The 20,075-nt window shown below is 70.4% G+C and carries 16 protein-coding genes; 11 read left to right on the top strand and 5 right to left on the bottom strand.

Going from position 1 to position 20,075, the window contains the following annotated elements; all coding sequences use genetic code 11:
- Nucleotides 1-6: 6 nt before the first annotated feature.
- The 11 genes from D6718_09720 to D6718_09670 all read left to right on the top strand — a co-directional run bounded on the left by D6718_09720 (nt 7) and on the right by D6718_09670 (nt 12,734).
- Nucleotides 7-1,173, top strand: a complete 1,167-nt coding sequence (locus tag D6718_09720) for a hypothetical protein (protein RMG44594.1) — start codon at nt 7-9, stop codon at nt 1,171-1,173.
- On the top strand, nt 1,170-1,829 hold the full coding sequence (locus D6718_09715) for a hypothetical protein (GenBank protein RMG44593.1): 660 nt from the start codon (nt 1,170-1,172) through the stop codon (nt 1,827-1,829). Before D6718_09720 ends, D6718_09715 begins: the two co-directional genes overlap by 4 nt.
- Complete coding sequence (locus D6718_09710) at nt 1,826-3,775, top strand: hypothetical protein (GenBank protein ID RMG44592.1); 1,950 nt, start codon at nt 1,826-1,828, stop codon at nt 3,773-3,775. The genes D6718_09715 and D6718_09710 overlap by 4 nt, the downstream gene beginning before the upstream one ends.
- On the top strand, nt 3,772-4,728 hold the full coding sequence (locus D6718_09705) for a hypothetical protein (protein ID RMG44591.1): 957 nt from the start codon (nt 3,772-3,774) through the stop codon (nt 4,726-4,728). Before D6718_09710 ends, D6718_09705 begins: the two co-directional genes overlap by 4 nt.
- Entirely contained in the window at nt 4,725-6,407 is a 1,683-nt protein-coding gene (locus D6718_09700; GenBank protein ID RMG44590.1) for a hypothetical protein, read from the top strand. Before D6718_09705 ends, D6718_09700 begins: the two co-directional genes overlap by 4 nt.
- Nucleotides 6,388-7,290 carry a hypothetical protein gene (locus D6718_09695; protein ID RMG44589.1) on the top strand — a complete coding sequence of 301 codons (903 nt, stop codon included), beginning with the start codon at nt 6,388-6,390 and terminating at the stop codon, nt 7,288-7,290. The genes D6718_09700 and D6718_09695 overlap by 20 nt, the downstream gene beginning before the upstream one ends.
- Nucleotides 7,291-7,429: 139 nt before the next feature.
- Complete coding sequence (locus D6718_09690; GenBank protein RMG44588.1) at nt 7,430-8,005, top strand: cytochrome C554; 576 nt, start codon at nt 7,430-7,432, stop codon at nt 8,003-8,005.
- A 96-nt stretch (nt 8,006-8,101) separates the two neighbouring features.
- The gene (locus D6718_09685) at nt 8,102-8,749 is read left to right on the top strand and encodes a hypothetical protein (protein ID RMG44587.1); all 648 of its coding nucleotides are present in this window, start codon (nt 8,102-8,104) and stop codon (nt 8,747-8,749) included.
- Nucleotides 8,750-9,350: 601 nt separating this feature from the next.
- A complete protein-coding gene (locus D6718_09680) occupies nt 9,351-9,815 on the top strand; it encodes a plastoquinol--plastocyanin reductase (protein ID RMG44586.1) in 465 nt (154 codons plus the stop codon).
- Between the two features lie 4 nt (nt 9,816-9,819).
- Nucleotides 9,820-10,986 carry a cytochrome bc complex cytochrome b subunit gene (locus D6718_09675; GenBank protein RMG44585.1) on the top strand — a complete coding sequence of 389 codons (1,167 nt, stop codon included), beginning with the start codon at nt 9,820-9,822 and terminating at the stop codon, nt 10,984-10,986.
- A 26-nt stretch (nt 10,987-11,012) separates the two neighbouring features.
- On the top strand, nt 11,013-12,734 hold the full coding sequence (locus D6718_09670; GenBank protein ID RMG44584.1) for a hypothetical protein: 1,722 nt from the start codon (nt 11,013-11,015) through the stop codon (nt 12,732-12,734).
- A 1,069-nt stretch (nt 12,735-13,803) separates the two neighbouring features.
- Here D6718_09670 and D6718_09665 read toward each other — a convergent pair.
- From D6718_09665 to D6718_09645, 5 genes are read right to left on the bottom strand one after another with little or no spacing between them, the layout of a single operon-like run.
- Nucleotides 13,804-14,994 carry a hypothetical protein gene (locus D6718_09665; GenBank protein RMG44583.1) on the bottom strand — a complete coding sequence of 397 codons (1,191 nt, stop codon included), beginning with the start codon at nt 14,992-14,994 and terminating at the stop codon, nt 13,804-13,806.
- The gene (locus D6718_09660) at nt 14,991-16,343 is read right to left on the bottom strand and encodes a polysulfide reductase (GenBank protein RMG44582.1); all 1,353 of its coding nucleotides are present in this window, start codon (nt 16,341-16,343) and stop codon (nt 14,991-14,993) included. Before D6718_09660 ends, D6718_09665 begins: the two co-directional genes overlap by 4 nt.
- Nucleotide 16,344: 1 nt before the next feature.
- Nucleotides 16,345-17,013 carry a 4Fe-4S dicluster domain-containing protein gene (locus D6718_09655; protein ID RMG44581.1) on the bottom strand — a complete coding sequence of 223 codons (669 nt, stop codon included), beginning with the start codon at nt 17,011-17,013 and terminating at the stop codon, nt 16,345-16,347.
- Nucleotides 17,014-17,041: 28 nt separating this feature from the next.
- Nucleotides 17,042-19,354: a hypothetical protein gene (locus tag D6718_09650; protein RMG44580.1), complete on the bottom strand. Its 2,313-nt coding sequence runs from the start codon at nt 19,352-19,354 to the stop codon at nt 17,042-17,044.
- Nucleotides 19,355-19,367: 13 nt separating this feature from the next.
- Nucleotides 19,368-19,880: a hypothetical protein gene (locus tag D6718_09645; GenBank protein ID RMG44579.1), complete on the bottom strand. Its 513-nt coding sequence runs from the start codon at nt 19,878-19,880 to the stop codon at nt 19,368-19,370.
- Between the last annotated feature and the right edge of the window lie 195 nt (nt 19,881-20,075).

Below are 20,075 nucleotides of genomic sequence, written 5' to 3'. Positions count from 1 at the left end.
TGCGCCATGAGGGGAGAGGGGCCGGAGCCCGCGCGGCCCCTTCCCCGGCGCGTTAGGGCGAATCCCATGAAGAAGACGACGAAGCGGGCCCGTCCGCGGGGACGGACGGCGGCGCTCGTGTTGCTGGCGGCCGGCATCGCCGGCTGCGCGAGTGTCGAGACGAAGAAACCCGGCCCCCAGGAGGGTTTCTTCCCGCCCCCGCCCGACGAGCCCCGGCTGCAGTTCCTGATGGCCGTGACGTCCGACAAGGACGTCCCGGGCCTGCGCAAGGGTCTCACCGCCGCCCTTCTCGGAGACGCGCCCACGCGGCAGCTCGTGCGGCCGCGCGGGGTGGGTGTCCATGACGGCGTGATCTATGTCGCGGACGGCCGCCTCGGAGCGATCGTCCGCATCGACCTGCCCGGCAAGCGGTTCGACCTTTTCGCCGAGGGCCTCGGCAACCCCCTCGGCCTCGACATCGACGACGAAGGCCGCCTCTTCGTCGCCGACGCCGGCCGGAGCCAGGTCGTCGCCTACGACACGGAGACGGGAGCGGTCCTCAAGGGATACGGAAACCCCGACGAGCTCCGTCCGACCGACGTCGCCGTCCTCGGCGACAGGCTGTACGTCACCGACGCCAAGGACCACGAGATCGAGGTCTTCGACAAGGAGACCGGCCGAAAGGTCGGCACCCTCGGCGGCGAGGGGGCGGAGCCGGGCAAGTTCAAGTACCCGGTGGCCATCTATGCCGCCCCCGACGGGAACCTCTACGTCACCGATTCGATGAACTTCCGCGTCCAGAAGTTGACCCCCGAGGGGGAGCCGCTCGCCTCCTTCGGCAAGCTCGGCGACTGGACCGGGAGCTTCACGCGCCCCAAGGGGGTGGCGGTGGACGAGGAGGGCCTGGTCCACGTCCTGGACGCCGGCTTCGAGAACGCGCAGATCTTCCTGCCGGACGGCCAGCCGGCGACTTTCTACGGCGGCTACGGGAACTTCGCCGGCCACATGTACCTGCCGTTCGAGATCACGATCGACCGCTCGCTGCTCGGCTACTTCAAGCACCGCATTTCACCGAAGCTGAAGCCGAAGTACCTCGTTCTCGTCACCAACCAGAGCGGCCCGCACAAACTGAACATCTACGTCTTCGGCGATCCGGCCGGAGAGGGGGCGGGACGCGAGGGGAAGGGATCGTGAGCCGGCCGCGGCGTGGGGCCGCCGTTCCGCGGGGGCGGACCGGTCGCCGCGCCGCGGTGCGGTTGCTGTCGTGCCTTCTGCTCGTCCCGCTGGTGGCGGGCGCTGCCGGGTGCAGCGCGGCTTCCCGCCAGAAGGTGCTCGAAGCGCTGTTCGACGACCCGCCGAGCAAGCGACGGGCCCGCGAGGAGGAGAGGGCCCGGGCCAATCCGGCCCCACCCCAGACCGCCCGGAAAGCGCGGCGGGTGCCGCGGCCGGTCTGGCGGGGCTCCCAGCACGGTCCCGTGGCCGCCCGGCTGTGCCAGGCGTGCCACGTGGCCGCGACCGGAGCGAACCCGGCCCAGGGCGCCGAAGCGGCGCGCCTGCGGCGCCCGGTCGAGAAGCTGTGCGTGTCGTGCCACGAGCGGCGCACCCTGCGCGCCGGCCTCACCTGGGGAGACGACGTCCGCTGGCACGGTCCGGTAGCGGCCGGGCTGTGCACGGCCTGCCACCTTCCCCACCGGAGCCGCGAGGTCAAGCTGCTGCGAGCGGCTCCGGAGACGATCTGCCTCGGGTGTCACGGCGAAAGCCACCTCACCGGCCCGCCCGTGCCGGAGGGGGCCGGCTGTCTCGACTGTCACGACCCGCACGCGCCTCTGATGGGGGGGAGGGGGCCGTGAGGCGGCCGGGTGCGGTGCTGGCGGCGCTCGTCCTGGCCGCACTGGCCGGGAGCGACGCGTACGGGCAGGCGGTCCGCCTGGTCCGTCCCGTGCGGTTCCGGGACGCCACCGGCTTCCTCGAGCTGGGCTACGACTTCGAGCGGCAGGAGAGGGAGCCTCCGGTCGACGGGCAGCTGTTCCGGCAGGAGGAGGGGGCGCTGCTGTACGGGATCGGCGGAGACATCACCGGGTCGTTCCTGCACCCGTCCCTGCTGCCGTTCTCGGTGGGTGGCACGCTGCGGCTGCGGCGGAGCGAGATCGACGCCAACACCGGCGTGTTCCAGGGCTCGAGGAACGCCGATGCCAGCCAGTACCGGGTGCGCCTCGGGATCGCGCCGGCCTTCCGCTGGAACGGGGAGATCACCGGCCACCAGTCCATCCAGGACATCGACAGCACGTTTGCCCCGACGAGGCGCGTCCTGCGCCGCGAGCTCCGGGCCACTCTCCGCCGCCGCTCGCGCGTCTGGCCCCTCACTTTCTACGCCGACCGCGCGCGGACCGAAGGGATCGAGGGGGACCCGCGGGACGAGCGGCGCACGAGCTGGGGATTCCAGCTCGACCAGCGGGGGCGGTTCTCCACCATGCGGCTGGAGAGCGAGCTCCAGGACTATGTCGAGCGCTCCACGCGCCAGGACTACCGGCAGGTCCGCGTTTCGCTCTCCCACCGTTACCGCGCCCTCGCCTCCCGCACGCTGACGTTCAACACGACCCTCTTCGGTTACGACCGGGCGGGAACCGCCGATTTCCGCTACGCGATCGGCGCGGAGTCGGTCGAGTGGCGCCCGAACGACGATTTCCAGCTCGGGGGCCGGCTCGAGCGCCTGGAGCAGGAGGACCTCCTGGGGCGCCTCGTGACGCGGCGCGGTTCGATCGGGCTCGAGCACCGGCTGTGGGGCTCGCTGGTCACCACGGCGGCGGCCGACCTGCAGGACACCGATCTTCCGGAGGCCGGGACCGAAACCCTCCGCGAGTACCGCGCGGGGCTCGACTACACGCGCCACCTCACCGCCGGCACCCTCCACCTGGCCGTGGGCCGCCGGCTGCGCCGGGACGACCAGGATCTCCCCGCGCGCCGCAGGATCGTCTCCGAAGAGCACCTGGTGGAGGACGGGCTGCCGATCCTCCTCGACACGCCGGGGATCGAGCCCGACACGATCGAGGTCACCGACGTCACCGGAACGGTCGTCTACACGGAGGGGATCGATTACGAGGTTCTCGCGGCGGGCGGCGTGGTCGAGCTGCGGATCCTCCCGGGCAGCGCGATCCAGGCCGGCGACACGATCCTCGTCCGTTTCGCGGTCACCACCAGCCCGGCGCTCGACGTGAGGACCCGGTCGAACCGGTACCTGCTGGGGTGGCGGGACCGGAGCGGGGTCTGGTTCCGGCTCAGCCGGACCAAGCAGGCGCAGGACCTCATCGCCGGAACGCCGGACGGCCGGATCGACCAGACTCTGGAGAAGATCTATTCCGGCGGCGTGAGCCGGCGGAGGTGGCAGATCGAGGGCACGCGGCACACCAAGAAGAGCTTCATCCTGCCGTTCGCCCGCTGGAACGCGTCGCTGAGGTGGGGGATCGTGGAGACGCGATTCCTCCAGTTCGACTTCGACGCGATGAAGCAGAGGACGACGTTCCCCGACCGCCCCGGCGAGCGGATCGACCTCGAACGGGCTGGCGTCGACCTGAGGCTGCGGTTGCGCCGGACGCGGCTGACGGCGGGGCTGGACCGGTGGGACGAATTCGTGCTCGACCGGGAGGGACGTTACTTCGAAGCCCACCTGCAGCTCGACTGGCGGTTCCGGGCCTTCGAACTGGTCGCCCGGGCGCGCCGGCGCCTGCAGGACATCGAGCTTTCGGGGCGAGACGACCGCGACGAGGTCGTCCTGCTCTTGAGGAGGTACTTCCGGTGAGGCTGGCCGCCGTCACGGCGATCGCCGCGGCCGTCGTGGCCGCGTCGCTGGGATGCGGAAGCGTCCGTGCCCCCGCCTACCGGGCGGCGGAGGGGCCGGGCCCGGTCTGGCCCTCTCCTCCGGCCCGCCCGCGCGTGGCGTGGTCCGGCGAGTACGCCGCCCGGGGCCGGGGTTACGTGCGTCCCCACGGGGTCGGCGTCGGGCCGGAGGGCCGTGTCTGCGTGGCCGATCCCGGGGCGCGGGTCGTGTGGCTGCACGACCCGGGCCGGCCCGGCCGGGCGGTGGGGCGGCGGCACCTCGTCAGCCCGATCGACTGCGTCCTGCTCGGCGACCGGCTCTTCGTCGCCGACTCCGCGGCGGGAAGCGTGGTCGCTTTCGACGCGCGGGGCGAGGAGCTGTGGCGGACGGCTGCCGACGCAATCGAGCGCCCGACGGGGATGGCGCTGGACCGGAACCGCGACCGGCTGTGGGTGGCCGACGCTCTCGGCCACCGCATCGTCGCCCTCGATCTCGAGGGCCGCCGGGTGGCGGCCATCGGCGGCCGGGGATCCGGTCCCGGGCAGTTCAACTACCCGATCGACGTCGCCGTCGGTCCCCGCGGCCGCCTGTTCGTTCTCGACGCCATGAACTTCCGCGTCCAGATTCTGGATGCGGCGGGAACGCCGGTCTCGTCGTTCGGATTCGCCGGTGACGGTCCGGGGACCTTCTCGAGGCCCCGGGGACTCGGCGTGGACGGCGAGGGGAGGATCTTCGTGGCCGACGCCCTGTTCGACAACGTGCAGATCTTCGACCCGGAGGGGCGCCTCCTGCTCGCCGTGGGCCGGCGCGGTCGCGGCCCGGGCCAGTTCTGGATGCCGGCCGGCGTCGCGATCGGTCCGGAGGGCCGCCTCTTCGTGGCCGACGCCTACAACCACCGCGTGCAGGTCTTCCGGATGCTGGGAGAAGGAGCATGAGGATCCGCTGGGGTGCAGCGCTGCTGGCGGCCGGTTGCGCCACGGCGCTGGCCGGCATCGACCAGACGAAGCACAACCTGGGCACCACGGGACCGGGCGAGGTCAAGGCGCTGACCGAGGAGCGCATCTGCATCTTCTGCCACGCCCCGCACCGGGCCCGCACGCAGGCGCCGCTGTGGAACCGCGAGGACAGCACCGCGACCTATCTCCTCTACGACTCGACCACTCTCGACGCGCTGCCGGACCAGCCCACCGGCGCGAGCCGGATGTGCCTGTCCTGCCACGACGGGACGGTGGCGCTGGGGGATCTGCACTCCGAGCCGTCGGAGATCGAGTTCCCGGCGGGCCACCGCTACCTGGACGAGACGACGGGGAGCCTCGGGACGGACCTGGGTGACGACCACCCGATCTCCTTCGTGTACGACTCGGGTTTGGTCTCGCAGGACCCGGAGCTGCGCGACCCTCAGGCGATCCCGCCGCCCGTCCATCTGGACAGCAGCTCGCAGCTCCAGTGCACCTCGTGCCACGACCCGCACGACGACACCTACGGCAAGTTCCTCCTCACGTCGGACACCGGCGGCCAGCTGTGCACCTCCTGCCACGACAAGACCAACTGGGACACGTCGGTCCATGCGACCTCGACGGCCCAATGGGACGGCACCCCGCCGGATCCCTGGCCGGGGTCGTCGGACCGCACCGTCGCCGACAACGCCTGCCGGTCGTGCCACACGCCGCACACGGCGGCGCAGCCGGAGCGGCTGGTCAAGCGCGCGCCGGAGGAGGAGGCCTGCTACGCCTGCCACAACGGTCACGTGGCGACGCTCGACATCCAAGCCGAGTTCCAGAAGAGCTACACGCATCCCATCGACGTGACGCAGGGCGTGCACGAGCCGGACGAGGATCCGTTCCTGATGGCGCGGCACGTCGAGTGTGCCGACTGCCACGAGCCGCACCAGGCGTGGCACGCGCCGGCCTCGCCACCGGCGGCCTCGGGGGCGCTGCGCGGAACCAGCGGAATCGACATCGACGGACAGCCGGTGAAGCCGGTGCAGTTCATGTACGAGGTCTGCTTCAAGTGCCACGCCGACACGACCAACGCCACTCAGGCGATACCGAGGACGGCGGGGGAGATCAACACGCGCCTCGAGTTCGCGCCGGACGCCATCTCGTTCCACCCGGTCGCCCAACCGGGCAAGAACCCGGACGTTCCGTCGCTGATCCCGCCGCTGACCGAGTCGAGCCAGATCTACTGCACCGACTGTCACGCCTCGGACCAGGCGGACAGCGGCGGCTCGCAGGGCCCGCACGGCAGCGTCAACCCGTTCATCCTGCGGCTCAACTACGACACCGACGACTACACGCCGGAGAGCAGCCAGGCCTACGCGCTGTGCTACCGCTGCCACAGCCGCAGTGTCCTGCTGAGCAAGAACCAGAGCGGCTTCAAGCTCCACAAGAAGCACGTCGTCGGCGAGGACGCCCCTTGCTCGGCCTGCCACGACCCGCACGGGGTTTCGTCGGTCGCCGGAGATCCGACCGGCAACACGCATCTGATCAGCTTCGACACGCGCATCGTCTCGCCCAACAGGAAGGGGATCCTCCGGTTCGAGGACCTCGGCACGCACCGGGGATCCTGCTCGCTGAAATGCCACGGGGAGGACCATGACCGGAAGAGCTACTAGGCGCTGCGTCGCCGCGTTCCTGCTGGCCGCCGCCTGGCCGGCCGCCGCCCAGCAGGCGGCCCCGCCCCCGGACGCCGGGGAGGGCAACTGCCTGACCTCCGGCTGCCATGCGAACCTGGCGGAAGGGGCGGTCGTGCACATGCCGGTCGAGGACGAGGCGTGCGACCTGTGCCACACGCCGCGGGCGACCGGGCACGCCTTCGACACGCCCGACCCGATCGGCGAGACCTGCCTCGGCTGTCACGACGATCCGGCGGGGGGGATGACGGGACACGTGCACGGCCCGGTGGCGGCGGGCCGCTGCACCGGGTGCCACGATCCGCACCGGTCGGACCGCGGGAAGCTGTTGCGGGCCGATTCGCCGGAGTTGTGCTGGCGGTGCCACGGGCGCGTGCAGACGTGGGAGGGGCGCCGCCCGGTGAGGAACGTGAAGGAGGAGATCGAAACGGCGGAGCTGCCGCACGGCGCCGTCGATGCGGGGTGCGACACCTGCCATCCGCCGCACGCCTCGGACTACGGCCGGCTCGTGACGGACGCGTTTCCGGACGGCCCCTACGCCCGCGGGGCGGAGGGAAGCTACGCGCTCTGCTTCGCCTGCCACGACGAGACGATGCTGGAAGAGGGTGCGGACACCGGATTCCGGAACGAGCAGAAGAACCTTCACCGCGTGCACGTGGCGCGCGAGAAGAGCCGCTCGTGCGCTCTGTGCCACTCGCCGCACGGTGGGGCAGCCCACCTGATCCGCAGCCGCGCCCCGTTCGGCCAATGGGATCTTCCGATCGACTACGAGCCGCTTGCCGACGGCGGCCGCTGCGCGGTCGCTTGCCACGAGCAGCGCGAGTACCACCGCGGAGGCGCGGAAACGGCCGCGGGCGGCTCGTGACCGCCGCAGCGGCTTACAGGCATGACGTTCCATGTTCCATTGCGCGGATCCGCCTGGTCTAGGACAATCAGGTGGGCCACACAGGCTTCACCCCGCCCGATCGCCTTCGCGCGGATCGGCGGGGGACAGGAGGCACGCAATGACCGGAATTCGCAAGGGTTTCGCGGCGGTCGCGGCACTCGCGTTCCTCGCGGGCGGTATGGCGCTCGCCGCGGAGCACGAGTTCGTCGGGACCAAGACGTGCAAGAAGTGCCACATCAAGCAGTGGAAGAGCTGGTCCCAGACGCGCATGGCCAAGGCGTTCGACATCCTCAAGCCCGGCGAGCGGGCGGAGGCGAAGAAGGCGGCGGGGCTCGATCCTCAGAAGGACTACACGACCGATCCGAACTGCCTGAAGTGCCACACGACGGGATACGGAAAGCCCGGCGGCTTCAAGGACATCGCCTCCACGCCCGACCGTGCCGGCGTCGGCTGTGAAATGTGTCACGGCGCGGGCAAGGACTACACGAAGCCCGACGTGATGAGCCTCAAGAACAAGAACTTCAAGCACGCCGACGCGGTGGCCGCCGGTATGGTGGACAAGGTGTCGGAGAAGCAGTGCCTCGCCTGTCACAACGAAGAGAGCCCCTTCCACGGCGGCAAGTACGCGTTCAATTTCGAGGAGCGGAAGGACAAGGGCACCCACGAACACTATCCGCTCAAGTACCAGCACTGACCGGCCGGAGCCGGCGATTCCGGGCGGCGGCGCGGGACAGCGCCGCCGCCGCCATATTGGGCCGCGAGCGGCCTGAAATGGGGACGGACGATGACGATGAGGACGAAGATCGGCCTCGCCGGGGCGCTGGCGGCCTTGCTGCTCGCCGGCGGCCTCGAGGCCGCGGCGCTCGCGGGCGACAAGCCGCTTCCCCCCGGCCATCCGCCGGTGGGCGGCGCCCGGCCGTTTGCCATCGAGCCTCCGCCGCCGGGAGCGGGACAGGGGGACAAGGCGCTGACCTGGGACGTTCCGGCCGGGTGGGTCGCGGAGAAGCCGGCCAACCCGATGCGCCGGGCGCAGTACCGGATCCCGGGCCCGGGAGGCGAGGCCCAGTGCGTCGTCTTCTACTTCGGTCCGGGTCTGGGCGGCGAGCCCCGCGCGAACGCGCTGCGGTGGGCCGGCCAATTCCGTCCGGCGGGAGGGAAGACGCCGGAAGAGGCGCTCAAGACCGAAACCCGCCGCGTCGGCGGCGTCGAGGTCCTCGTGGTGGAGATCGAGGGGACCTACGTCGGCATGATGGGCGGCGGCCCGCCGAAGCCCGGGTACATGCTCCTCGGCGCCATCGCCAAGGGCCCCGACGCGAACTGGTTCTTCAAGCTCACCGGCCCGGCGGAGACGGTGAAAGCGCAGCGGAAGGCGTTCGACGCCCTGATCGCTTCCCTGCGGCCCGGCCGGAGCGGAGCTCGGGGGCGGCATCCCGCCTGACCGCGGAAGCGCCGCGACATCCGTCCGGCCGGTGGCGCCGGAGCGCCCCGCGGCGAAGCTTCCGGTGTGCCCGGACCCCCGCGCCGCGCGCCGGTGCGCGCGGATCTTCAAAGGGCAGGGCCCCGAAGGCCTTTTCCCGGGTGCCCCGCGCGCCCGCCGGGCGGGTCGTCCCGCGGGGCCAAAAGACGCGCCCGGACGCTCGTCCCGGTGCCGGCAGGCATTCCCAACGGCTCGTGCGGCAGCGAGCGGTTCGACGGGAACGAGGGGGACGGCGTCCTGACGGCGGGGCTGGTGGCGCGCCGCGGCCGCGGCCGTTCCGGAGCGCGATCCGCCGAGCACCGCTCCGGGCCGGCGTCGAGGGCGCTGCGCTCGCCGCTGAGCGGGCGCAGGCGCAAGCTTGACTCATATCAAACCAAGCTGACGCCACAGGCTTTACACTCCGCCGCCGGCTGAGTCGGGCCCGGCCCCAGCGGACGCTTGACAGGCAAGCGTTTCCTTCGGTAGCGTCCGCCCGCCCGCGATGGCCGGGATGTTCGTGCGGCGCCCGGATGGGCGCCGGAATCCTCGAAGACGTGGTGAGCGACGAAGGGAGGCCCGCGGAATGAGCGCATCCTTGTCCACCACGCGCCGGCGCTTCGTCAACTGGTTTCTCGGCACGTCGGTCGGCGCACTGGTTCTGTCGATCCTGTATCCCGTCTTGAGGTTCATCAGTCCGCCGAAGATGCCGGAGGCGACCACCAACGAGGTCGACGCCGGACCGGTCACCGATCCGGAACTGGCGGAGAAGGGGTTCAAGATCGTACGGTTCGGCGCCGAGCCGGTGATCCTGATCAAGGCGGGCGAGAACGATTTCCGGGCCTTCACCGCGACCTGCACCCATCTCGAGTGCATCGTCGAGTACCGGAAGGACAAGCGCCTGATCTGGTGCAACTGCCACGACGGGCAGTACGACCTCAGCGGGCGCAACATTGCGGGACCTCCCCCGAAGCCGCTGACACCGCTGAAGGTCAACCTCGTGCGCCGGGGGGCGGGCCAGCCCCCGAGCATCGTCATCTCGAGGAGCTGACACGATGAGCGTTGCGGCGAAGGTCCAGGCTTGGCTCGACGAGCGCGTGCCGCTGTCCGCGGTGCGGGAGCTGATGGCGAAGAAGACGGTCCCCGTGCACAAGTACACCGTCTTCTACTACCTCGGCGGGATGACGCTGTTCTTCTTCATCTGCCAGGTGATGACCGGCATCCTGCTGATGCTCTACTACCGGCCCTCCGCGGACGAGGCCTTCGAGTCGGTCGAGTTCATCATGACCACGGTCCCCTTCGGCTGGCTGATCCGGTCGATCCACTCGTGGTCCGCGAACTTGATGATCTACTTCGCGATGCTCCACCTGGTGAGCGTCTTCTTCCTGAAGGCCTACCGCAAGCCGCGGGAGCTGACGTGGGTGACCGGCTGCCTCGCGCTCTTCCTCGCCATGGGGTTCGGGTTTTCCGGATACCTCCTGCCGTGGAACAAGCTCGCCTTCTTCGCCACCAAGGTCGGCACGGACATCGCCGGATCGGTGCCGATCGTCGGTGAGTTCATGCTGCGCTTCCTCCGAGGCGGCGACCGGGTGACGGGAGGCACTCTCTCCCGTTTCTACGGCTGGCACGTGGCCATCCTGCCCGCCCTGATGTTCGCGGTCCTGGGGCTGCATCTCCTTCTCGTACAGCTCCAGGGAATGAGCATTCCGCCCAAGATCGAGCGAGAGGGGAAGCTGCGGCGTCCGATGCGGTTCTTCCCCGGATTCCTCCTCCGCGACCTCTTCGGGTGGACGATGGCGCTCGGCGTCCTGGCCGCTCTCGCGGCCCTCTTCCCCTGGGAGCTGGGCGAGAAGGCGGACCCGTTCGCGCCGGCGTATCAGAACATCCGCCCGGAGTGGTACTTCATGTTCATGTTCCAGACCCTGAAACTGGTTCCGGGCGGGGAGATCTTCGGCATCGAGTACGAGGCGATCCCGATCATGGGCTTCGGTCTGGTGGGGCTCCTCCTGCTGCTCGTGCCGTTTCTCGACAGGGGAATCGTCACGCGGGGAAAGAGCCCCGGGTTCACTGCTGTCGGGGTCATCGGAGTCGTCTATGTCGTGGTGATGACGGCGTGGGGTTACCACTCCCTCGCGCCCATCTGGGTCGTGCTGGCGACCGCGGCCCTGATCGCGGCGCTGGGCGTGGGCACCTACCGCCCGTCGATGAGGGGACGAAAGTGAACAGGCGAGCGATTGCGGCCGCTGCAGTGGCGCTGGTGGCCACCGCCTGGGCGGGAGCCCAGGAGCAGAGCTCCTGTCTGACCTGCCACCAGGACAAAGAGCTCTTCGACGAGGAGATGCTGCAGTTCGTCCGGAAGGAGGCGCAGAGCGTCCACGCCGCGGCGGGCCTGTCCTGCCACGATTGCCACGGGGGCAACCCCGACCCGGCGGTCGCGGACGATCCGGGCGCGGCGATGGACGAGGGGTTCGACGGGAATCCCTACCGCGGGCGGCCGGCGCGGCGCGACATTCCCCGCTTCTGCGGCCGGTGCCACTCGGATCCCGACTACATGCGCCGCTTTCGCCCCGACGCCCGCGTGGACCAGGAGCGCGAGTACTGGACGAGCCACCACGGGAAGCTCCTGGCGAAGGGTGACGAGCGGGTGGCGACCTGCATCGACTGCCACGGGGCCCACGGGATCCGCGGCAAGGACGACGCGGAGTCCAGCGTCTACCCGACGCGGGTGGCGGAGACGTGCCGGAGCTGCCATGCGGATCCGGAACACATGAGAGGGTACAAGACCGCCGACGGGCGGCCTCTGCCGACGGACCAGTACGCACGCTGGCGCCAGAGCGTGCACGCGAAGGCTCTGCTGGAGAAGGGGGACCTCTTCGCCCCGACCTGCAACGACTGCCACGGCAACCATGGAGCGAACCCGCCGGGCATCGCCTCGGTCGCCTTCGTGTGCGGGCAGTGTCACGGCCGGGAGGCGCGGCTGTTCCGGGCGAGCGGAAAACACGACGGTTTCCAGCGGCACAACGAGTTTCTCGCCGAAGCGGGCGGGGAGGGGTGCGCCTCCTGCCACGAGCCGGGCAGCCCGCAGGCGCAGCGCACCGACGTGCGCGAGTTCAGCGAGTGCGTCGTTTGCCACAGCAACCACGCCGTCCTCCGCCCGAGCGTGGCGATGCTCGCGCCGCTTCCCGAGACGCCGTGCGTCTTCTGCCACGAGGGAATCAATGCCGCCGCGAGTTCGTCCTTCGACCGGCCGGGAGCGAAGGAGCGCTACGAGAAGGTCCGCGATGGCCTGCTCGCCCAGGCGGCCTCGAAGAACCTCACCGGTGAAGCCCGCTTCGACTGGTTGGTCGATCGCTCTCAGGAGCTGGAATTCCACACCTTCGAGGGCGAGAAGGGACAGCCGCGCCGCCTCCGGCCGGAGTTCGCGAACCTGCTGACGAAGTTCCGCATCGGCAAGACGAAGCACGTGTTCGAAGATCCCGACACCGGGGCGGTGATCGAGGAGCGGGTGCGCCGCTGCTCGGACTGCCACCCCGACACTCCCGACGGTGTCGGCATGAGCACGGCCCGGAAGTTCGTCGAGGGCATGTCCCAGCTCACCGTCGTGAGCGCCCGGGCGGAGCGGGCCCTGCTGGCGGCCCGCCGGGGCGGCGTGGAGATCGGACGGGGACAGAGCGAACTGGAGCAGGCCGTGGACGCCCAGATCGGCCTGGAAGTGATGGTCCACACCTTCGACGTCTCCGAGGGAAGCGAGTTCGCCAAGGGGCTCGAGGAGGGCCAGGCGCACGCCGCGGCGGCACTGGACTACGGCAAGAAGGCGCTCGAGGAGCTCCAGCTGCGCCGCCGGTGGCTGGCGGTCTCGCTGGTGGTCATCGTGCTGGTGCTGATCGGGCTCGCGCTGAAGGTCCGCCAGCTCTCGCTCGAGCGGATCGAGCAGGAGCGCGCCGCGATGCGCTCGGCCCCCGGCCCCTGAGCGACGGCGCGCTCTCACGGGGCGCCTGGCGGCTGCCACGCGGGCCGCGGTCGCGCCGCCGGAAGGGGGCGTAAGGTCGCGCCGGCCCGGCCGTTGGCACCCGCCCGGGAGGGAAGGGGCCGGGCGCGGGCGTGTTCCGGGCGGCCAGCGGTGGGCGTTCCCGCACGGGCGCGCGTGGCGGACGGCCCCGAGTCTGCGAACGGCGAGGCCAGTCGCGAAGCGCCTCTCCCCGGGGCGCTGCGGCCCGGCGGTGCCGGTCCCGCCAGCGGCGTTCGCGCCGGGGAGCGCCGCGGGGAGCGCTCTCGGTGTCGAGCGGGGAAGACCCGATCGCCGTCCCGCGAAAGGCGACACACGCTGGCCATTTTTCACCGCAGAAACGTCGAGCGGGGAAGACCCGATCGCCGTCCCGCGACAGGGTGATCCCGGAGCGGCGACCGCCTCCGGGAGGAGTGGCCCCCGTTCCCCCCGACTTCCCGGCGTCCGCCTGCGCGCCGGTGCCACCCGCGGGAGCGAGCGGGCGTCCGCGGCGCGCGGTTCCGCCGGCCCGCCGCTGTCTTCTGCAGGTGCTTCCTCGATGGCGCGAAGCGCCACGCAACTCGACGCACGACCTACACTTTGGCCCGATCCCCGGTCATCGATCCATTCGAGATCGAATCCTCCGATCTTCCAACGAGTTCGGCGGGCCGACGCACCATTGCGGATGCACCCCGCTCTTTTCGGTTCGGGGCGGCGCCGCCGCGGGCACGGGGCCCCGGGGCTGCATCCGCCGCGTCGGGCGGAACCGGAGGCGCGCGGGGTCAGCGCCCCGCGGAGACGCGCCGCCCGCGCTGGAGGGCCGTGGAGGTCGCCGACGAGTGCGACTCGTCCTCGTCGCCCCGGGGAGGCGCACTGCCGGCGGTGGTGGGCTGGAGGTCGCTGACGAGTGCGGCTCGCCCTCGGCACCCCGCGGAGGCGCGCCGTCCGCGCTGGAGGAGGACCGGCGCTGACGAGTGAGTCTCTCCTTCAGCGCCCCGCGGAGACGCTCCGCCGGCGCTGGAGGGGGACTGGAGCTGACGAGTGCGTCTCTCCTTCAGCGCCCCACGGAGGCGCGCCGCCGGCGCTGGAGGGCCTGGAGGTAGCTGACGAGATCCTCCATCTCCCCCTCTTCGAACTTGGGCCACGGAACGCCCTGCTGCCCCATCAGCTCGTGCATCTCCGGGGCGTGGTTCCACATGGCGGAGGCGAGTGCCACCGGATCGTCGACCGGTGCGCGGCCGAGATCCGGTCCGATGGCGTCCTCGCCGGTATGGCAACCCGCGCACCCGCGGTCCCGGAACACCCGGCCCCCTCGCTTCGGATCGCCGTGCTGGCCGAGGAACCCCTTGAAATAGACGTAGCTGATGACGTCCGCCATCTCGTTTCCGGAGAAGCGCGGGAAGGGAATCCCGCTCTCGCGCATGCGGTCGCGCATGGCATAGCTGTGGTTCCACAGCACGCCGGCGATCTCGGAGACGGAGCGATGCAGGGCGGCGTCGGCGAGGTCGATCACCGCTCCGGCACCTTCGTGACACTTCGCGCACCCCTTCGAGCGGAACAGCTTCTGGCCCCGATGCGGGTCGGGCAACGGAAGGAGAACGGTCCGCTCGCCGCCCCGCGAACCTTCCTCGCGGAGGTAGGCCTGGATGTCGGCCACCTCCGTCCCCGTGAAGGTCGGGATCGGCCGCCCTCTTCCCAACTGCGTGGCCTGCATCCGCGGTGCGGCGTTCCACATCGCCTGGGCGAGCGGCACCGAGGAGGCGTAGCGGGAGAAGCGATCGAGGCTGCCTCCGATCGCCCCCTGGTCGCCACCGACGTCATGACACGCGCTGCAACCCAGACGCCCGAACGAGATCGCCCCCTGCACCGCGTCCCCGGGGGCGTCGAAAAGCCGCAGATAGTACAGGTAGCTGAGGAGGTCTCCCATCTCGTCGCGCTCGAGCGAGGGCCACGGGTGTCCCTGGGTCTGCATCTCGCTGATCATGCGCGGCGTGTGGTTCCAGAAGGCGCCCGCGAGTTCCGGCACCGACTTCCCGGCCACCGCCCGCACGATGTCCGGGCCGACCTTTCCGCCGTGACCCCAGACCGCATGACAGCGCACGCACTGCTTCGTCTCGAAGAGCGCCCGCCCCCTGGCGGGGTCGCCGAAGACCGTCGTGTCCGTCGCAGCGGCCGCGGGGAGGGACAGGGCAGCGGCGAGCGCCGCCCCGCGCGCGATCCAGCGTGTCCGATTCGGTCGTGTCATGCCGTCGCCTCCTCGATGGCGTCGGGCAGGTAACTCGCCACGCGCTCGGAGACCTCCTTGACCGACAGCTCCCGCCCCTCCTCGATCTCCCAGATCGAGATGATGGGGAAGAACTTGGTAGCGAGCATGTAGACCAGGATGAACCCGGCGAAGGTGCCCGCCATGATCGACAGCTCGACCCAGGAAGGCACGTAGTGCACCACCTCGCGCGGAAGCCGGGGGTTCTGGGACGTCGGCACGACGATGTTGAACCTCTCGAGCCACATGCCGAGGACCACGAAGAACGATGCGATCGACGTGCCCCAGACCCCGCGGGTCGCCTGGCGGCACATCAGCACGAACGGGATGAAGAAGCAGGACGCGACCATGAGCCAGAAGGGAAAGGCGTATTCCCCGGTCAGCTTCGACCACAGGGTCGCCATCTCCGCCTCTTCTCCGCCGTACCATGCCGTCAGGTGCTCGGCGAAGGTGAAGTAGAACCACAGACAGGACATCAGCAGCAGCATCAGGCCCATGTTGTTGAAATGGATGTCCTTGAAGTAGTTCCCGAGCCCGTACACGCGCCGCAGCACGGCCATCGCCAGGATCAGCGCCGCGATTCCGGAGTAGATCGCGCCGACGACGAAGTAGGGCCCGAAGATGGTGCTGTGCCACATCGGACGCAGCGTGAGGGCGAAAATCCAGCCGATGATGGTGTGGACCGAGACCGCGATCGGGATCACCGCAACCGCGAGCACCGAGATGATCTTCTCCAGGACTTCCTTCTGGTGCGGTTTTCCCTCGTACCCGAGGGCGAGGAACCAGTACAGCCATCGCGGCCGGATTCCGAGGTCCCGGATGAGCGCCAGGTCGGGGATCATGGGGATGTACAGGTAGATGCTGCTCGCCGTCAGGTACAGGCAGATGCTGCAGACGTCCCACAGCAGGGGGGAGGTGACCGACCCGTAGAGGATCACGTTCAGCACCCGGTCGGGGCGCCCGAGGTCGATGATCGGCTGGATGGCACCGAATCCGATCACGAGCACCGTGATGAACTCGGCCGAACGGGTGATCGACCGCCGCCACTCCGCCTTGCTGATGCGGAGGATGGCGGAGATCAGCGTGCCGGCGTGGGAGATACCGATGAAGAAGACGAAACAGATGATGTAGATCCCCCAGTACTCCGGCACGTTGAGCCCGGTCATGCCCAGTCCCCACCGAAGCTGGAGGGAGTAGGCGAAAAGACCCCACAGAGCGATGGCCGCCATCAGCCCGGCCCAGAACCAGAACACGCGCGTGGTCCTGACCAGCGGGCGGAGAAGGATGCGCTGATCGGCCGGCAGTCCCTCGATCTTCTCCAGGTCGGACATCTCACTTCTCCTCCGCCAGGTAGAACACCTTCGGCTCGGTGCTGAGCCCCTCCAGGAGGCGGAACGCCTTCGGATCCCGCGCGAGGTGATGGACGCGGTGCTGAGGATCGTCGAGGTCGCCGAAGACCATCGCCTCGGTCGGGCAGCTCTCGACACAGGCCGGCACGTAGTCGCCTTCCCGGAGCGGCCGGCCCTCGGCGCGGGCCTGGTCCTTGGCCTTCTGGAGCCGGTGATAGCAGAACGTGCACTTCTCGATCACGCCCGCCGGCCGGATCGACACGTCGGGGTTCAGGCCGTCGAGCGTTTCGGGTGGATACTCGGGGGCGAACCAGTTGAACGACTTGATCGTGTACGGGCAGGCGTTGGCGCAATAGCGGCAGCCGATGCAGCGCGGGTAGATCTGCCCGATCAGGCCGTCGGCGCTCTTTTGCGTGGCGTGAGTGGGGCACACCGTCACACAGGGCGGGCGATCGCAGTGCATGCAGAGGACCGGGATGAAACGAGAGCGCACATCCGGCCACTCCCCTTCGACCTCCGAGCGAACCTGGATCCAGGAGATCGTCCGATCCTCGCGCGCGCGCTCCGGACCGCCGACGGCGATGTTGTTTTCCGTCCGGCAGGCCACCTCGCACGCCTGGCAGCCGTTGCACCGGTCGAGATCGATGACCATTCCCCAGCGAGGCACACCAACCTCCTCTTCAGGCGCGCTCGAGGCGCACGCGCGCCGAGAACCAGTCCGGAAGGCCGCTCGCCTCGTCGCGGGCGGAGCCCGCCGCGACGAGCGGATTGACCGGATCGAGTCGACCCCAGCCGTCGACGCCCATGTGCAGGCCGTACGGGACGTTCACCACCCCCGGCTGGGCGCCGTCGAAGACGTGCACGCGCGCCCGGAAGCTGCCGCGCGGCGAGACGACCTTCACCTCCTCGCGGTCACGCACCCGGAACTCCCGGGCCGTTTCCGGGTTGATCTCGATCCACACCTCCCACGCCGCGCCGACGAGGGGCTCCTGCCGCTCGAGCAGCCACGGCGTGAGCGTCGTCGTTCCTGAGGAGAGGGTGAGCAGCCGGTACGGCATCAACCGGAGCGGATATTCGGTGCTCTCCTTGGCCGGCTGCGCGGGCCGCTTGCCGGGGAGGGCGAGCCATTCGGGGGCGCCGGCCGTGCCGGAGAGGCGGCGCCGCGCCTCGGGGGAGAGGATCGCCAGCTTCCCGTCCGGCAGCTCCGACATCTCGCGCGGCGACGCCTCCTCCACGAACGGGTCGAACCAGCCTCCGGAGCTGAGGACCGCCTCCCAGAACCGGTCGGGATCCAACCCGTGGGGGATCCACCACCCACGCGCTTCCAGTTCCGCCAGCTCGGCCTGACGGAAAGCGGGGACGAAGGGACTTCCCCGCTGGACGCTGGCGAGCGCCTTCCCGCGGGTGCGCACGAGCGCTTCCATCGGCCCTTTCGGTAGGGCGCGGGAAACATCCTCTCCGGCGCGCGCCGCGAGGTCGAGCAGCACGTCGCCGGTCGCCCGCGTGTCGTGCCGGGGTTCGACCAGCGGCTGGACCACGCCCCAGGCGGTGTACGGCACCGTGGCCGGCGCCGGCGCGTCCTGCCACCGCTCGAGGTAGATGTGGTCGGGCAGGACGACGTGCGCAAGCCGCGCGGTCTCGTCGAGGAACGGGGAGAAGGAGACGACCAGCGGGACGCGGGCCAGGAGCTTGGCCACACGCTCCGGCTCCGGGTGCGAAGCCGCCGGATTGGCGTAGTAGAAGAAGATCGCCTCGGGGGGTTCCTTCGCGCTCTCCAGCTCGGCGACCCAGTCCTGCGGCGGGGGGGCGACCTCCGGATTCGACGGGCCGCCGTCGATCGCCGGCGCCGGGAGCGGTGGGCGCACGATGACGCCCCCGCGGCGGCCGACGCTGCCCCGGATCACGTTGAGGGCGTGGATCGCGAGCGCCTGTGCCAGGCCGCCCGCCTGCCAGGTGACATTGTGGTCCCACACGGCGACAGCCCGCTCGGCGGAGCCGAACTGCTTGGCCACGGCGATGATCCGCTCGGCGGGCAGCCCCGTCTTCTCGGCGACGCGCTCGGTGCGCCCGTGTTCGAGCACGATCGACCGGAAGCCCGGATAGCGGCGCCCGCGCTCGTCCGTCCAGCTCTCGAATCCCGACACGGCGCGGTGGACCGCCGATTCGTCATAGAGGCCTTCCTTCAGCAGCACGTAGGCGATTCCCAGCGCCAGATCGCCGTAGGTGCCGGGGCGAATCGGAAGCCACTCGTCGGAGGCGACGGCCGTCCGCGAAAGTCGCGTGTCCACCTGGATCCACCTCGGCCGCTTCCGGTCGTGGGCCCGTGCGCGGGCCGCCTGGGGCGGGCACCACCAGCTCTCCCCGAGCGCGGCGCCGAACGAGAGGACGACGTCGGCGCGCTCGAGATCGAACGCCGGCAGAACCGCCGTCCCCTGCGTGAGCTCCAGCACCTGCTCCGATCCGTCGCCGTAGTCCTCGAGGAACAGCCGTGCCCCGTAGGCGGCGGCGAACTTCTCGAGGAGCTCCCGCATGATCCCGGTGACGTGCCCCGCGACGATCGCGACGCGGCCCGCGCCACCCTTTTCGCGGATCCGGCGGAGTTCGCCTCCGACACGCTCCAGCGCCGCTTCCCAGGCCACGGGCTCGAACCCGCCGCCCTCGCCCCCGGAGCGCTGCTGCGGGCCGCGCAGCCGCCGGGGGTGGTACAGGAGCTGGATTCCGGCCCGTCCCTTCGGGCAAAGCCCGCCCCGGCTCACCGGATGGAGCGGGTTGCCGTCGATGCGGACGAGCTTTCCGTCGACGACACGCCCCAGAATCCCGCAGCGGGCGGGGCAGAGCAGGCAGGTCGAAGGGCGATACGACTCGTCCCCCGGGCTCCAATCCGGCCCCACGTGCGGCGAAGCCAGCGGGAACACGTGCGAGACGGCGCCGATGCCCATCCCGACGCCGAACGCGCCCAGCCCGGTCAGGAACTCTCTGCGGCCGATGCTCATCGCGCTCCTCCGCTCACCGGTGGCAGGCGACGCAGTCGGTCGTCACGCCGCGCTCCTCGTGGCACTCGAGGCAGAAGTTCATCGTGATCCGCACCAGCGGGACCTCCGGGGGGGCCTCGCTCTCGGCGATGGCTCCGTGGCAGGTCGAGCACTCGAGCCCTGCGACGGTGACGTGGCGGCGGTGCGTGTAGAACACGCTGTCGGGCAGGCGGAACGTCTTCTTGAACACCTGCTCCTTGCCCTCCGCCGCGAGGTCGCGCACCTTCTGCTCTTCGGGACTCTCAGTGACCGGCTCCTCGTGGCAGTCCATGCAGGTCGACAGCCCCGGGAGCCCCGAGTGAGCCCGCTCCTGGTAGTACTTGTGGCAATCGGAGCACTCGAGCAGTTCGGTGTGGATCTTGTGGTTGAAGGCGATCGGCTGCGTCACCGGATGGCGCGGCCGGAACGCGATGCGTCCTGCCGCGATGCCGAACACCAGACAGACGGCGGCGAGCAGCCCGATGAACAGTCGTTGCGCCGGCCCCACGGGCCCCTCCTCCCTCGGTCCTCCGACATCGCCGAGGGCGGGGCTACGAGCAAACGCGAGGCCACCCGGACCGCGTCGGGCGGTCGGGCTGCAACCTCAGCCGAGCCAGCAACTTGGCTCTCCGCTTTCCGCCGGGCCGGGGGAGGGCGGCTGACAGGCTGGCAGGCGCGCCTGACGGACTGTCAGGCGGGGGGG

It is taken from the genome of Acidobacteriota bacterium (genome assembly GCA_003696075.1).
Lineage (GTDB): Bacteria > Acidobacteriota > Polarisedimenticolia > J045 > J045 > J045.
The sequence above is the reverse complement of the archived record's forward strand: the minus strand, read 5'-3'. Positions and strand labels throughout refer to the sequence as shown.

What these genes read in the sequence shown, in the direction of transcription:
- D6718_09720 (RMG44594.1), top strand. Translation starts at nt 7, where the DNA reads ATGAGGGGAGAGGGGCCGGAGCCCGCGCGGCCCCTTCCCCGGCGCGTT.
- D6718_09700 (RMG44590.1), top strand. Translation starts at nt 4,725, where the DNA reads ATGAGGATCCGCTGGGGTGCAGCGCTGCTGGCGGCCGGTTGCGCCACG.
- D6718_09695 (RMG44589.1), top strand. Translation starts at nt 6,388, where the DNA reads ATGACCGGAAGAGCTACTAGGCGCTGCGTCGCCGCGTTCCTGCTGGCC.
- D6718_09690 (RMG44588.1), top strand. Translation starts at nt 7,430, where the DNA reads ATGACCGGAATTCGCAAGGGTTTCGCGGCGGTCGCGGCACTCGCGTTC.
- D6718_09685 (RMG44587.1), top strand. Translation starts at nt 8,102, where the DNA reads ATGAGGACGAAGATCGGCCTCGCCGGGGCGCTGGCGGCCTTGCTGCTC.
- D6718_09680 (RMG44586.1), top strand. Translation starts at nt 9,351, where the DNA reads ATGAGCGCATCCTTGTCCACCACGCGCCGGCGCTTCGTCAACTGGTTT.
- D6718_09675 (RMG44585.1), top strand. Translation starts at nt 9,820, where the DNA reads ATGAGCGTTGCGGCGAAGGTCCAGGCTTGGCTCGACGAGCGCGTGCCG.
- D6718_09665 (RMG44583.1), bottom strand. Translation starts at nt 14,994, where the DNA reads ATGACACGACCGAATCGGACACGCTGGATCGCGCGCGGGGCGGCGCTC.
- D6718_09660 (RMG44582.1), bottom strand. Translation starts at nt 16,343, where the DNA reads ATGTCCGACCTGGAGAAGATCGAGGGACTGCCGGCCGATCAGCGCATC.
- D6718_09655 (RMG44581.1), bottom strand. Translation starts at nt 17,013, where the DNA reads ATGGTCATCGATCTCGACCGGTGCAACGGCTGCCAGGCGTGCGAGGTG.
- D6718_09650 (RMG44580.1), bottom strand. Translation starts at nt 19,354, where the DNA reads ATGAGCATCGGCCGCAGAGAGTTCCTGACCGGGCTGGGCGCGTTCGGC.